General features: G+C 66.2%; 9 protein-coding genes. 5 read left to right on the forward strand and 4 right to left on the reverse strand.

Annotated features, from left to right (window positions below; genetic code table 11):
* Positions 1-167: 167 nt before the first annotated feature.
* Genes ACQR1X_RS29160 through ACQR1X_RS29170 form a run of 3 tightly spaced genes read left to right on the forward strand, consistent with a single transcriptional unit; the run spans position 168 to position 2,826 of the window.
* Complete coding sequence (locus tag ACQR1X_RS29160; RefSeq protein WP_315801808.1) at positions 168-1,169, forward strand: KpsF/GutQ family sugar-phosphate isomerase; 1,002 nt, start codon at positions 168-170, stop codon at positions 1,167-1,169.
* 10 nt (positions 1,170-1,179) lie between these two features.
* A complete protein-coding gene (locus ACQR1X_RS29165) occupies positions 1,180-1,995 on the forward strand; it encodes an arylamine N-acetyltransferase family protein (RefSeq protein WP_316179622.1) in 816 nt (271 codons plus the stop codon).
* Between the two features lie 15 nt (positions 1,996-2,010).
* Positions 2,011-2,826 carry an arylamine N-acetyltransferase family protein gene (locus ACQR1X_RS29170; protein WP_434882746.1) on the forward strand — a complete coding sequence of 272 codons (816 nt, stop codon included), beginning with the start codon at positions 2,011-2,013 and terminating at the stop codon, positions 2,824-2,826.
* A gap of 982 nt (positions 2,827-3,808) precedes the next feature.
* Here ACQR1X_RS29170 and ACQR1X_RS29175 read toward each other — a convergent pair.
* Entirely contained in the window at positions 3,809-5,257 is a 1,449-nt protein-coding gene (locus tag ACQR1X_RS29175; RefSeq protein ID WP_316179620.1) for a glutamate synthase subunit beta, read from the reverse strand.
* A 314-nt stretch (positions 5,258-5,571) separates the two neighbouring features.
* Positions 5,572-10,308: a glutamate synthase large subunit gene (gltB, locus tag ACQR1X_RS29180; protein ID WP_434873540.1), complete on the reverse strand. Its 4,737-nt coding sequence runs from the start codon at positions 10,306-10,308 to the stop codon at positions 5,572-5,574.
* 548 nt (positions 10,309-10,856) lie between these two features.
* On the opposite strand from gltB, the gene ACQR1X_RS29185 reads away from it, so the two are divergent.
* Complete coding sequence (locus ACQR1X_RS29185) at positions 10,857-11,831, forward strand: hypothetical protein (protein WP_316236791.1); 975 nt, start codon at positions 10,857-10,859, stop codon at positions 11,829-11,831.
* A gap of 187 nt (positions 11,832-12,018) precedes the next feature.
* Here the strand turns inward: ACQR1X_RS29185 and ACQR1X_RS29190 are convergent, their stop codons facing one another.
* Entirely contained in the window at positions 12,019-12,783 is a 765-nt protein-coding gene (locus ACQR1X_RS29190; RefSeq protein WP_316179614.1) for an alpha/beta fold hydrolase, read from the reverse strand.
* Positions 12,784-12,947: 164 nt separating this feature from the next.
* Positions 12,948-13,427, reverse strand: a complete 480-nt coding sequence (locus tag ACQR1X_RS29195) for an Hsp20 family protein (RefSeq protein WP_315801815.1) — start codon at positions 13,425-13,427, stop codon at positions 12,948-12,950.
* A gap of 194 nt (positions 13,428-13,621) precedes the next feature.
* On the opposite strand from ACQR1X_RS29195, the gene ACQR1X_RS29200 reads away from it, so the two are divergent.
* Positions 13,622-14,569, forward strand: a complete 948-nt coding sequence (locus ACQR1X_RS29200; protein ID WP_315801816.1) for an alpha/beta hydrolase — start codon at positions 13,622-13,624, stop codon at positions 14,567-14,569.
* Positions 14,570-14,644: the final 75 nt, after the last annotated feature.

Consider the following 14,644-nt stretch of genomic DNA (forward strand, 5'->3'; position numbering starts at 1 on the left):
TGAAAATACTCCAACAAAATCAATTGCGTCGTCGGGACGCCCGCGCCGCCGGCAAACCGCGTCGTTAAGGGAGTAAAAACAAATATGGTTAATGGGCTGTTGATGGCGCCTTGCTGCCTTACCCATGCTAAAGAGCGGCGCCTGACTGTTCAGCCCTGGAAGTCCGCATGCCGAGATCGAAGCCGTTGCCCGACACCGCTCCCGCCAACGCAGATATCCAGTCGGCACTGCGCACGCTCGACGCCGGCAGCAACGGCATTGCCGCGATCTCCGCGGCGCTATCCGGGCCCTTGGGAGCAGCCTTCGCCGCTGCCGTCGAGCTGATCCGCCAAGCCAAGGGCCGGGCGATCCTCACCGGCCTCGGTAAGTCCGGCCACGTCGCCCGCAAGATGGCCGCAACCCTCGCCTCGACCGGCACGCCCGCCTTCTTCGTCCATTCCGCCGAGGCCGGCCATGGCGATCTCGGCATGATCACCTCGGACGACGTCGTCATCGCGCTGTCGTGGTCCGGCGAGCAGCCGGAGATGAAGACGCTGGTCAACTATACCAAGCGCTTCGCCATCCCGCTGATCGCGGTCACCTCCAATGCGCAATCGTCGCTGGGGGAGGCGGCGCGCATCGTGCTGGAGCTGCCGAAGGCGCGCGAGGCCTGTCCGCACAATCTGGCGCCGACCACCTCGACCCTGATGCAGGCCGCGATCGGCGATGCGCTCGCGATCGCGCTGCTCGAAGGCCGCGGCTTCACCGCGCTCGAATTCGCCAATTTCCATCCGGGCGGCAAGCTCGGCGCCATGCTCAAACATATCTCCGATCTGATGCGCTCGGGCGACGCGGTGCCGCTGAAGCCGCTCGGCACCGGCATGGCCGATGCGCTTGCCGAGATGTCGGCCAAGGGTCTGGGCTGCGTCATCATCGTCGATGGCCGTGGCCATGTCGCCGGCATCATCACCGACGGCGACCTCCGCCGGAAGATGCGTGCCGACCTGCTGTCCGTCTCGGTCGACGAGATCATGACCGCGAACCCGCGCACCGTGCGCCGCGAGGCGCTGGCCTCCGAGGCGCTGGAGATCCTGAACTCCGCCAAGATCACGACCCTGATCGTGACCGACGGCGCCAAGCCGGTCGGCATCCTGCACATGCACGATCTGTTGCGGGCAGGGGTGGCGTGACCTTCCCACCATGACCGACCGTTTCGATCTCGACAGATATCTCGCCCGCATCGGCTATCGCGGCCCGCTGACGCCGACGTTCCAGACGCTCGCCGGATTGCAGGCCGCCCATGTCGATGCCATCGCTTTCGAAGGCATCGATCCGCTGCTCGGCCGGCCCGTGAACATCGATCTCGCCTCGGTCCAGGCCAAGATCGTCGACGGCCGTCGGGGCGGCTATTGCTTCGAGCAGAACGCGCTGTTCAAGGCCGCGCTCGAGGCGATCGGCTTTGCGGTGACGCCGCTCTCGGCGCGGGTGCGCTGGCGGCTCGATGCCGACGCGCCACTGACGCCGCGCACGCACATGATGCTGAAGGTCGACCTGCCGGAGGGGCCGTACATCGCCGATGTCGGTTTCGGCTCCTGCCTGCTCGATACGCCGCTGCAGATGGTTGCCGACATCGAGCAGCCGACCGCGATGGGTACGTTCCGTCTGACGCTCTCCGATGGGCTGTATTGGCTCGCGGCGAGGCAGCCGGCCGGCTGGCGCACGATGTACGTCTTCGACCTCGCGCCGCAGATTCATGCCGACTACGTGCTCGGCAACTGGTTTACCTCGACCAGCCCGTTGACGCCGTTCACCTCGATGCTGATCCTGGAGCGGTTGACATCAGAGGCGCGCTACAAGCTGGTCAATCGCCGCCTGGTCATCGAGGCGCGCGATGGCGAGGTGAGGAGCGAGCAGATCATCGAAACGCCCGAGACGCTGCGCAGCGTCATCGAGGAGGTGTTCGGGCTGACACCTCCGGTGTCCGTCGATGTGATCTGGGCGCGCATCGAGGGTTGACGGGAAGGCGTTGCGATGGCGGATGAGTTTCAGCTGGATTCCTATCTTGCCCGCATCGACTATCGCGGGCCGCTCGCGCCCGACCTGGCGACGCTCGCAGCGCTGCAGGCCGCGCATGTCGACGCGCTGCCATTCGAGGCGCTCGATCCGTTGATGGGCCGTCTCGTCCATGTCGACCTGCCGTCCGTGCAGCAGAAGCTCGTGCTCGGCCGCCGCGGCGGCTACTGCTTCGAGCAGAACGTGCTGTTCCAGGCTGCGCTGGAAGCGATCGGATTCAAGGTCAACGGCCTGACGGGGCGCGTGCGCTGGCGCTCGGCGCCATCAGATCCGCTCGGGCCGCGCCAGCACATGATGCTGCTCGTCGAGGTCGACGGCCATCCGCATCTCGTCGATGTCGGCTTCGGCATCTGCATGATGGATGCGCCCATCCGTCTCGAGATCGGGCCCGAGCAGCAGACGCCGATGGGGACGTTTCGCATCGGCACGTGGGACGGACTCTACACGGTCAGCGCAAAGCAGCCGGCGGGCTGGCGCATGATGTACGCCTTCGATCTCGCGCCGCAGATCCATGCCGACTACGTGCTCGGCAACTGGTACACCTCGACCAGCCCGAACGTGCCGGCCACGCATACGCTGATGATGGAGCGTGTCGAGCCTCGTGTGCGGCACAAGCTGGTCAGCCGCCGCTATCAGCGGCAGGCGCGCGATGGCGAGGTGATCGAGGAGCGGATCATCGAGAGCGCCGGCGAGCTTGGCCGTCTCATCGACGACATCTTCCGTGTGACGCCCCCGGTGCCGGTCGAAGACATCTGGGCGCGGACGTCGAGCTGATCGCGTTGCAGGTTGCACGCGATGTTCTGTGATCGAACGTGCGTTGCGGCCGCGCATGCGAGCACGAGTCGCTGCGGACCTTTTTCGCGTGTCGTGCGGAATTTGACGGGAATGCCGGCCCTCTCATTGTGTTTATGTTAAGAGTCGCACCCTTAGGTTGCGGGAACCTGAGGGGCTCGCGGCTGCCAGCCGTCGAACAATGGGGATCGTCCAGCATGACTGACATCGTGATGCACGCGACGCGATCAATCCTGCCGAGTGTGTCCGCGCGGGGCTGCCCTCACCGAACACGGCCGCATCCTTCCTGACATCGGAGCCGCGCACCGCGGCTCATCCGAGCTGGCCTCACGGCCAGGACGGGTGGGGGCTTCACGGTTGCAACGTCGACCCTGACGCTTCGACGCTCATCCGATCGATCATGAGACCACGGCCTGACCTGCCACTTCAGGCCGAGCGGAGACTCTCGTCGAGGAAGCCCCCATCCCTTTTTTTGTTGTCCGTGCAATGAATGCTGCAAATTGGATTGGAGCTGCAAGCGACGCAATCGGTGCGCTCCCCTCCCCCTTGCGGGGAGGGATCGGGGGTGGGGGTCCCCGAGTCACGTTCGATCTGATGAGAGCTGAATTCTCTATCCGTGAGTAGGGCGCATGCTGAGCTCGATAGTCTCACCGCGTCATTGCGAGCGCAGCGAAGCAATCCAGAGTCGGTTGCGCGGCTCTGGATTGCTTCGTCGCTTTGCTCCTCGCAATGACGGAAGCTCATAGCTGACTTCAGAAGAAGAGGGCGACGAAAGCGGTGACTGCCTTGGGCATGTTCTTCGGCATGTTCTTGGGCATGTTGAAGCGCCGGCGGATCCAACGCTGTTCGGCGCCCGGTGACCCCCACCCCCGACCCCTCCCCGCAAGGGGGAGGGGAGCGCACCGGCGTCGGGGTGGGCAGTCGGGCTAAGGCTGATCTACAGCACGTCCACTACACTCCGCGCTCAGCGCGGCAGCTCGGTCTTGCCCATAAGGAACTTGTCGACGGCCTGGGCGCACAAGCGGCCCTCGCGGATCGCCCAGACCACCAGCGACTGGCCGCGCCGCATGTCGCCGGCGGAGAAGACCTTCGGCAGCGAGGTCTGGTAGTCGGTCAGGTTGGCCTTGACGTTGCCGCGCGGGTCGAGGTCGACGCCAAGGCTCTTGAGCAGACCCTCGTGCACCGGATGCACGAAGCCCATCGCCAGCAGCACGAGGTCGGCTGCGAGTTCGAACTCGGTGCCCGGGATCGGCTTGAACTGGGCGTCGACGCGGACGCAGTGCATCTTCTTGACCGCGCCGTTCTCACCCTCGAACTTCTGCGTCAGCACCGCGAACTCGCGCATCGCGCCCTCGGCCTGGCTCGACGATGTCCGCATCTTCAGCGGCCAGTTCGGCCAGGTCAGCGCCTTGTCCTCGCGCTCCGGCGGGGCCGGCATGATCTCGAGCTGGGTCACGGAGAGCGCGCCCTGGCGCAGCGAGGTGCCGATGCAGTCGCTGCCGGTGTCGCCGCCGCCGATCACGACGACATGCTTGCCGCCGGCGAGGATCTCGGTCGCATTCACCGGCTCGTTGCCGACGCGGCGGTTCTGCTGCGGCAGGAAGTCCATCGCGTAATGAATGCCGGCGAGATCGCGGCCGGGGATCGGCAGGTCGCGCGGGGCTTCCGCGCCGCCGGTCAGCGCCACGGCGTCGTAATCCTTCAGCAGCGTCTTGGCATCGAGGCCATCCTTGCCGCCGACATTGACGCCGTAGTGGAAGACGACGCCTTCGCCCTCCATCTGTGCGATGCGGCGGTCGATGATACCCTTCTCCATCTTGAAGTCGGGAATGCCGTAGCGCAGCAGACCGCCGGCCTTGGCGTGCTTCTCATAGACATGCACCTCGTGTCCGGCGCGCGCCAGCTGCTGCGCGGCTGCGAGACCGGCCGGACCCGCGCCGACGACCGCGACCTTCTTGCCGGTCTTGACGGAGGCCGGCTCCGGCTTCAGCCAGCCATTCTCCCAGGCCTTGTCGACGATGGCGCATTCGATCGTCTTGATGGTCACCGGGTTGTCGTCGATGTTCAAGGTGCACGACGCCTCGCACGGGGCAGGGCAGATGCGGCCGGTGAACTCCGGGAAGTTGTTGGTCGAGTGCAGGTTGCGCGACGCCTCTTCCCAGTTGCCGTTGTAGACGAGGTCGTTCCAGTCCGGGATCTGGTTGTTGACCGGGCAGCCGGTGGTGCCCGGCGCGGCCGAGCCCGTGCCGTGGCAGTAGGGGATGCCGCAATTCATGCAGCGCGCCGCCTGGTCGCGCAGCTCCTTTTCGGAGAGCGGCACCACGAACTCGTTGAAGTTCTTCAGACGCTCGGCAACCGGCGCGTACTTGCGATCGTGCCGCTCGATTTCGAGAAAACCTGTGACCTTGCCCATGACCTACGACGTCCCTGACTGCTCGGGCCTCATGGTTCGAGACGGCGCTTTCGCACCTCCTCACCATGAGGATTTGCTCCTACTTCTCCTCACCCTGAGGAGCGGCGTCTTCGCCGCGTCTCGAAGGGTGAGGCCCCGCTCTCGGCCTCATGGTTCGAGACGGTGCTGCGCACCTCCTCACCATGAGGGTTTGCTCCTATTTTCTCCTCACCGCTAAGGAGCGGCGTCTTCGCCGCGTCTCGAAGGGTGAGGCCCCGCTCTCGGCCTCATGGTTCGAGACGGCGCTACGCGCCTCCTCACCATGAGGAGAGTTATCAAGCCCCGATCGCGATCTTCGGCTCGGCGTCGGCGTTGGCCGCCATTTCCTTCAGGGCGCGGCGGTACTCGACCGGCATCACCTTGCGGAACTTCGGCGCATAGTCCTTCCAGTTCGCCAGGATTTCTGCGGCGCGCTTCGAGCCGGTGGCCTTGGCGTGACGCGAGATCAGGATGTGCAGGCGCTCGATGTCGGACGCCAGCAGGTTCTTGAACACGTCGACCCGGCCATGCGCCTCGAGATCGCCCATCTGGTGATAGGAGGCTTCCGCGATCATCTCCTCCGACAGCACCGGCTCGAGCTCGACCATCGCCATGTTGCAATGCTTGTCGAAGTCGCCGGCCTCGTCGAGCACATAGGCGACGCCGCCGGACATGCCGGCCGCGAAGTTGCGCCCGGTCTTGCCAAGCACGACGACGATGCCGCCGGTCATGTACTCGCAGCAATGATCGCCCGCGCCCTCGACGACGGCGACCGCGCCCGAGTTGCGCACCGCGAAGCGCTCGCCGGCGATGCCGCGGAAGAAGCACTCGCCGGAGATGGCGCCGTACATCACGGTGTTGCCGACGATGATCGACTCCTCCGGCACGATGCCGGAGTTGCGCGGCGGCTTGACGATGATGCGGCCGCCCGACAGGCCCTTGCCGACATAGTCGTTGCCTTCGCCTTCGAGCTCGAAGGTGACGCCGTTGGCGAGCCAGGCGCCGAACGCCTGGCCGGCGGTGCCCTTCAGGCTGACATGGATCGTATCCTGCGGCAGGCCGGCATGGCCGTAGATCTTCGCCACCGCGCCGGAGAGCATCGCGCCCGCCGAACGGTCGGTGTTGTTGATCTCGGCCTCGATCTTGACCGGCGCGCCGCGGTCGAGCGCGGGCTTGGCCTGCTCGATCAGCTTGCGGTCGAGCACGGCGTCGAGGTGATGGTCCTGCTTCTCGGCGTGATAGACCTTCTGGCCCGGCTCCGCCTTCTGCTTGACGAACAGCTTCGAGAAGTCGAGGCCCTTGGCCTTCCAATGCGCCACCAGCCTGGACTGGTCGAGCATCTGGGTTTGTCCGACCATCTCGTTGAACGAGCGGTAGCCCAGAGCGGCCATGATCTCGCGGACTTCCTCGGCGACGAAGAAGAAGAAGTTGATGACGTGCTCGGGCTGGCCTGTGAAGCGCTTGCGCAGCACCGGGTCCTGGGTGGCGACGCCCACGGGACAGGTGTTGAGGTGGCACTTGCGCATCATGATGCAACCGGCCGCGATCAACGGCGCGGTGGCGAAGCCGAACTCGTCGGCGCCAAGGAGTGCGCCGATGACGACGTCGCGGCCGGTGCGGAAACCGCCGTCGACCTGGACCACGATGCGGCTGCGCAGCCGCTCGCGCACCAGCGTCTGATGCGTCTCGGCAAGGCCGATCTCCCACGGCGATCCCGCATGCTTGATCGAGGTGAGCGGGGAGGCACCGGTGCCGCCCTCGAAGCCCGCGATCGTGACGTGGTCGGCGCGCGCCTTGGCGACGCCGGCCGCAACCGTGCCGACGCCGACCTCCGAGACGAGCTTGACCGACACCTGACCGTCGGGATTGACGTTCTTCAGGTCGTAGATCAGCTGCGCGAGATCCTCGATCGAGTAGATGTCGTGGTGCGGCGGCGGCGAGATCAGGCCGACGCCGGGCGTCGAGTGGCGCACCTTGGCGATGGTGGCGTCGACCTTGTGGCCGGGCAGCTGACCGCCTTCGCCGGGCTTGGCACCCTGCGCCATCTTGATCTGCATCATGTCGGAGTTGACGAGGTACTCCGTCGTCACGCCGAACCGGCCCGAGGCGACCTGCTTGATCGCCGAGCGCATGGAATCGCCGTTCGGCAGCGGCTTGAAGCGGTCGGCCTCCTCGCCGCCTTCGCCGGTGTTCGACTTGCCGCCGATCCGGTTCATGGCGATCGCGAGCGTCGTATGCGCCTCGCGCGAGATCGAGCCGAAGCTCATCGCGCCCGTGGCGAAGCGCTTGACGATCTCCTTCGCCGGCTCGACCTCGTCGAGCGGAACCGGCTTGCGCTTGTCGTCCTCGGCCGACTTGATCCGGAACAGGCCGCGCAGGGTCAGCAGCCGCTCGGACTGCTCGTTGAGCAGCTTGGCGAACGCCTGGTAGCGCTCCCTGGAGTTGCCGCGCACGGCGTGCTGCAAGGTCGCAACCGACTCGGCCGTCCACGCATGGTCCTCGCCGCGGGTGCGGTAGGCATATTCGCCGCCGACATCGAGCGCGCTCTTGTAGACCAGCGCATCGCCGAACGCGTCGCGGTGACGGCGCGTGGTCTCCTCGGCGATCTCGGCGAGGCCGACGCCCTCGATGCGGGTGTGGGTGCCGGCGAAGAACTTCTGCACGAACTCGGCGCGAAGGCCGACCGCGTCGAAGATCTGCGCGCCGCAGTAGGACTGATAGGTCGAGATGCCCATCTTCGACATGACCTTGAGCAGGCCCTTGCCGATCGACTTGATGTAGCGCTTGACGACCTCGTAGTCGCTCAGCGCGCCCGGCAGCTTGTCCTTGAGCGCGATGATGGTCTCGAAGGCGAGATACGGATTGATCGCCTCTGCGCCGTAGCCGGCCAGACAGGCGAAGTGATGCACCTCCCGCGGCTCGCCGCTCTCGACGACGAGGCCGACCGACGTGCGCAGGCCGGTGCGGATCAGGTGATGATGCACGGCGGCGCAGGCGAGCAGCGACGGGATCGGAATCCGGTCGGCCGAGACCATGCGGTCGGACAGGATGATGATGTTGACGCCCTCGCGCACCGCGGCTTCGGCGCGGCCGCAGAGATCGTCGAGCACCTGCTCGAAGCCGGCCGCGCCCAGGCTCGCATCGAAGGTGGTGTCCAGCGTGCGTGAGACGAAGTGGCTGTCGGAGACCTCAGAGATCGAGCGGATCTTCTCCAGGTCCGCATCGGTCAGGATCGGCTGATGCACCTCGAGCCGCTTGGTCGAGGCGACACCCTCGAGGTCGAACAGGTTCGGTCGCGGGCCGATGATCGAGACCAGGCTCATCACCAGCTCCTCGCGGATCGGATCGATCGGCGGGTTGGTGACCTGTGCGAAGTTCTGCTTGAAGTAGGTGAAGAGCAGCTTCGGCTTGTCCGACAGCGCCGAGATCGGCGTGTCGTTGCCCATCGAGCCCGTGGCCTCCTCGCCGGTCGCCGCCATCGGCGTCATCAGGATCGCGATGTCTTCCTGGCTGTAGCCGAACGCCTGCTGCCGGTCCAAGAGCGGCAGGTTGGTCCGCGCGCCCGTGGTCGGCGCATCCGGCAGCTTCTCGACCTGGATCTGCGTGCGGCCGAGCCACTCGGTGTAGGGATGGCTGGCGGCGAGCTGCGCCTTGATCTCGTCGTCCGGGATCAGGCGGCCCTGCTCGAGATCGACGAGCAGCATCTTGCCGGGTTGCAGCCGCCACTTGGTGACGATCTGGTCCTCCGGGATCTTCAGCACGCCCATCTCGGATGCCATTACGATGCGGTCGTCCTTGGTGACGAGATAGCGCGCCGGCCGCAGGCCGTTGCGGTCGAGCGTGGCGCCGATCTGGCGGCCGTCGGTGAAGGCGATCGCGGCCGGGCCGTCCCACGGCTCCATCAGGGCGGCGTGATATTCGTAGAACGAGCGGCGCTCCTCGCTCATCAGCGGATTGCCGGCCCACGCCTCCGGGATCATCATCATGACCGCGTGTGGCAGCGAGTAGCCGCCCTGCACCAGGAACTCGAGCGCGTTGTCGAAGCAGGCGGTGTCCGACTGGCCCTCATAGGAGATCGGCCAGAGCCGGCTGATGTCCTTGCCGAACAGCTCCGACGACACCGACGCCTGCCGCGCCGCCATCCAGTTGACGTTGCCGCGCAGGGTGTTGATCTCGCCGTTATGCGCGATCATCCGGTAGGGATGCGCCAGCGACCAGGTCGGGAAGGTGTTGGTCGAGAAGCGCTGATGCACCAGCGCCAGCGCGCTCTCGAAGTCCGGCTCGTGCAGGTCGGCGTAGTACTTGCCGAGCTGGTCGGCCAGGAACATGCCCTTGTAGATCACGGTCCGGCAGGACATCGAGCACGGGTAATAGCCCGACATGCCGCGGTCGCGGCGCTGATAGATCGCCTGCGAGATCGACTTGCGCAGGATGTAGAGCTTGCGCTCGAACTCGTCCTCGGTCTTGGCGGCGCCGTTGCGGCCGATGAACACCTGCATGCTGCGCGGCTCGGTCGGCTTGACCGTCACGCCCAGCGAGGAGTTGTCGGTCGGCACGTCGCGCCAGCCGAGCAGGACCAAGCCTTCCTCCTCGATCTGGTCGGCGATGATGCTCTTGATGACGTTCCGCCAGGAATCGTCGCGCGGCATGAACAGCGCGCCGATGGCGTATTCGCCGGGGGCGGGCAAGGTGAAGCCGAGCTCCTTCGCCTTGCGCGAGAAGAAGGCGTGCGGGATCTGCACCAGGATGCCGGCGCCGTCGCCGAAGCGCGGGTCGGCGCCGACGGCGCCACGATGCTCGAGGTTGCACAGGATGTTCAGCGCGTCGGCGACGATCTGATGCGACTTCTGGCCCTTGATGTTGGCGATGAAGCCGACGCCGCAGGAATCCTTCTCCTGGCTCGGGTCATACAGACCTTCGGCCTCCGGACGCCAGGTGTGCAGCTCGCGGGTGATCTCGGCCGGTTTCTCGTGCGAATCCACAGCCAGCACCGCGCCGCCCAAAATTCCGTGCTCGACCTTCGATCCGCTCATATCCGTCCCCATCAGTTATTGGTCAGGGCCTTCACCACAGTCCGGTACACAGTCCGGCGCACCCCGGGCGCTGCGCGGCCCCTCTCCGGAGCCAACGCTCGTCCTTTTTCAGCGAGCCGCATTTGCAGAATTCAGGCCAGCCGCCGGGGGACCATGTCCCCGCTGGACGACCGCGGCCTGTTAATGTCGCAGCGCCCTCAGGCGCCGTAACATCATTGCAAAGTCTCGGTCACCTTTGCAACGAAATTTTAGACAGCATTTCTGTCCTAAACCGCAAGATGCCAAACTTTAACCTATCACACAAGCACTGCGGAGTCCTCGAGTTCGGGCGCCGCAACACGCTCATTCCCCGGCAAATCTTCCGTTTCTGCCGCTGACCGAACGATCCGGCCGGGCCGGCGATCACGCGCCGCGCTCGATTTTGAAACCTAACGCCCCGATCCCGCCCCTTCGCCGACCCAGGACCGCCGGAATCGCGGCAGAACTTCCGCCGCACTTGAGAAGAAGCGAACAGCTTCACGTGCGGGGGCATGCAGGAGCTTTGAACCATGAAGTTGCTAGTTGGAGTCGTCTCAGCCGCGCTGGTCGCGACGTTCGCCGCCGCGCAGGCCGAGCCGCTGCCACCGTCCGGCCTCCACGGGCCGTATACGGCAGTCTCCGATTTCGATGCGCCTTATTCGGACTTGCCGCCGCCGGCCGTCGTGCCTGCGCCACCGCCGCGTTACGGCTACCGGCCGGGCCCTGACTACGGCTACCGCGACGAGCGCTATGTGCCGCCGGCGCCGGTCTACCGTCAGGACAATTACAGAGAGGGCTATCAGCAGGACTATGGCTATGCGCCCGCGTTCCTGCCGGTGCATGAGGTCTATGCCATTCTGCGCGACAACGGTTTCTCGCCGCTCGGCGCGCCGCGCCAGCGCGGCAATGTCTGGATCGTGGCGGTGCTCGATCGCCAGGGCGAGGACGGCAAGCTCGTCGTCGATGCCCGCTCCGGCCGCATCATCCGCTTCGTGCCGGCGTTCCAATGGGGCGAGGAGTACGAGCGGATGCGCTATGAGCCCGCCCCGCGCGGTGGCCTCGACCGCCTGCCGCCGCCGAGCGTGATCCGGGCCGATCCGCGCCTGGTGCCGCCGATGCCGGCTGCGCCGCGCGTTGCCACCGCGGCGCCGATCCAGCCGAAAGTGCCGACGCCTGCCGCGCGGCCGAGTGCACCGGCACCGCAGACCGCAGCGCTCAATCCGAAACCGGCGGACGCACCCAAGGCCCTTCCGCCCAAGCCCGCGGACATCAAGCCGGCCGAGGCCAAGGCTTCGGACGCCAACACCTCTGACGCGAAGCCTTCAGACGCCAAGGCTTCAGAGGCCAAGGCTTCAGACGCAAAACCCTCTGAGCCGAAGCCCGTGCAATCGGCCGCGGCTACGGCCACGCCGCAGACGACTGGCTCCGTCGCGGCGCCCGCGGCGAAGCCGGTGCCCCAGATCCTGCCGACGGCAAAGATGCCGGCTGTACAGGGTTTGGAATAGAGGCAGTCAGACGGTCTGCCCGGCCGCTTGCCACCCCCAACGCCGTCATCGCCCGGCTCGACCGGGCGATCCAGTCAACACCGGCATCTCGGTCATTCACGACCGCCGCCGCGGACTGGATGCCCGCTTTCGCGGGCATGACAGGTCGTTTGGAGCAGCCGATGAGACCCCAGCACCATCGGTCGCACTACTCGTGCTGACCGGCGGCCTTCAGGATCAGATCAGCGATCTCCTTCGGATGCGACACCAGCGACAGGTGCCCGGCGTCGAGCTCGATCGTGGTCGCCTTCATGCGGTGGGCCAGGAAGCGCTCGAAATCCGGATCGATGGTCTTGTCCTGCTTCGACACTGCATAGAATGACGGCTTGTCGTGCCATGCCGCCTGGGTGGTGCGGTTGCCGAAGATCGTCGCCGCGGTCGGCCACTGCACCGCATAGAGCTCCTTTGCCGTCGTCGCATCGACGCCGTTGGCGAAGTCCGTCAGGAAGGCGTCCTCGTTGAGCTTGGTCTCGCCGTCATGGTCGACGATGCCGGCGCGCGCCGGCGGCGTCGGATATTGGCCGGCGAGCTTGACGAAATCCTCGCCCGCATCGGGGGCGCGGGCGGCGACATAGACCAGCGCGCTGACCTTCGGATCGGTGCCGACCTCGCTCACGACCGTGCCGCCCCAGGAATGGCCGACCAGCACGGCCGGCCCATCCTGCTCGGCCAGGGCGCGGCGGGTGGCGGCCGCGGAGTCTGCCAGCGAGGTCAGCGGGTTCTGCACGGCCGTGACCTTGAGGCCGGCCGCCTGCAGATAGGGGATGACCTTGGCCCAGCTCGAGCCGTCGGCCCAGGCGCCGTGCACCAGCACGACGTTGTGGACCTTGGGCGGCGGCGCGGGCTGCGCCAGAGCAGGGCCGGCCAATGCCGTCAGGGCGGCGACGAAAGTGAGGGTGCGAACGACGTTCATCGTTGAGGCTCCAGTGGCTCGGGTGAGTGAGGTCATCACTGGCGTCTTCGCTGGCCGGGTGCAGGCCGTTACCGCCCGTCACGATCGTTTGATTGCACTGCAGCAACGCACAAAAAAACGCCCCGGCTGCCCGGGGCGTTCGCATTCTCAAGTCTGAGTGCCGGTTAAGCGGCGGCCTTCTCGGCCGATCCCTCGATCACCGGCTGCTCGGAGCCTTGCGCGCCGGTTGAGATCGGAATCGAGCGGGGCTTCTTCGCTTCCGGAATCTCGCGTACGAGGTCGACGTGGAGCAGGCCGTTTTCGAGGCTGGCGTTCTTCACCACCACGTGGTCGGCGAGCTGGAACGAGCGCTCGAACGCCCGGGCGGCGATGCCGCGATACAGCACCTCAGCCTTCTTGCCGTTCTCATTGGCGGCCTTCTCGCCCTTGATCGTCAGCGTGTTTTCCTTCGCGACGAGGGAGAGCTCATCCTTGCCAAAGCCGGAGACGGCGACGGTGATGCGGTAGGCGTTCTCACCGGTGCGCTCGATATTGTAGGGCGGATAGCCGGGGGTGGGCTCGGCGGTGGCCTGATCGAGCATCGAGAACAGACGGTCGAAACCGACGGTGGAACGATAGAAGGGGGTGAGGTCGTAGGTACGCATGGTCAAAGTCCTCCATTGAGCGACTATTGGGCAAACCCGCCCGCCATCGGGCCGGGCCGTCGTGCAGCCATCAGAGGCCTGCACGATCTCGATGTAGGGCAGGCGTTTCGACGTTCAAGGGCGTTCGGGACCTGCTCTTTTTGCCGTTCCACCCCTTGATTCCCGCTGCCTTTCACCTATTCGATGGGTGCCTCATGACGCTCGTCTCGATTCCCGCCAATCCCGTTCCCGAAAACGTCACTGCCGGCACCATCAAGACCCCTGATGGCGCCGAGCTGCGCTTTGCGCGCTGGGCGCCGCCGGCCGGGCGCAAGGGCACGGTGTGCGTGTTCACCGGCCGCAGCGAGATGATCGAGAAGTATTTCGAGACGGTGCGCGATCTGCGCGATCGCGGCTTTGCGGTCGCCATCATCGACTGGCGCGGCCAGGGCCATTCGTCGCGGCGCCTGCGCGATTCCCGCAAGGGCTATGTGCGCTCGTTCTCCGACTACGAGACCGACGTGGAGACCTTCGTCACGCAAGTCGTGCTGCCGGACTGTCCGCCGCCTTATTTCGCGCTGGCGCATTCGATGGGCGGCACGGTGCTGCTGCGGCTCGCGCATGCCGGCAAGCGCTGGTTCGATCGCATCGTGCTGTCGGCGCCGATGATCGACCTTCCGGGCAGCCGCACAGCGCTGCCGGCGCGGCTGTTGCTGCGGGCAATGCGCATCGCCGGGCAGGGCGGCCGCTACGTGCCGGGCGGCAACGACGAGATCAGCGGACTGGCGCCATTCGTCAACAATCCGCTGACCTCCGATCCGGTCCGCTATGCCCGCAACGCCGCGATCCTCGAAGAAGATCCGACGCTCGGCATCGCCTCGCCCACGGTCGCCTGGGCCGACGCCGCGTTCTCCGCGATGATGACCTTCCGCGGCATGAGCTATCCGTCGCAGATCCGCCAGCCGATCCTGATGCTGGCGGCCTCCAGCGACACCGTGGTGTCGACGGCTGCGATCGAGGAGTTCGCCTATCATCTGCGCGCCGGCTCGCATCTCGTGATCGCCGGCGCCAAGCACGAGATCCTGCAGGAGCAGGACCGCTACCGCTCGCAGTTCTGGGCCGCGTTCGATGCCTTCGTGCCGGGCACCCCGCTGTTCGGCTGAGCCGTCGCGCCGTCCGCTGGACACCCCTGGGCGGGCGGGCTAGCTAGACCCGACGTCCTCCTCGGAGCTTGGCGG

Source organism: Bradyrhizobium sp. HKCCYLRH3073, from assembly GCF_051167995.1.
Taxonomy (GTDB): domain Bacteria; phylum Pseudomonadota; class Alphaproteobacteria; order Rhizobiales; family Xanthobacteraceae; genus Bradyrhizobium.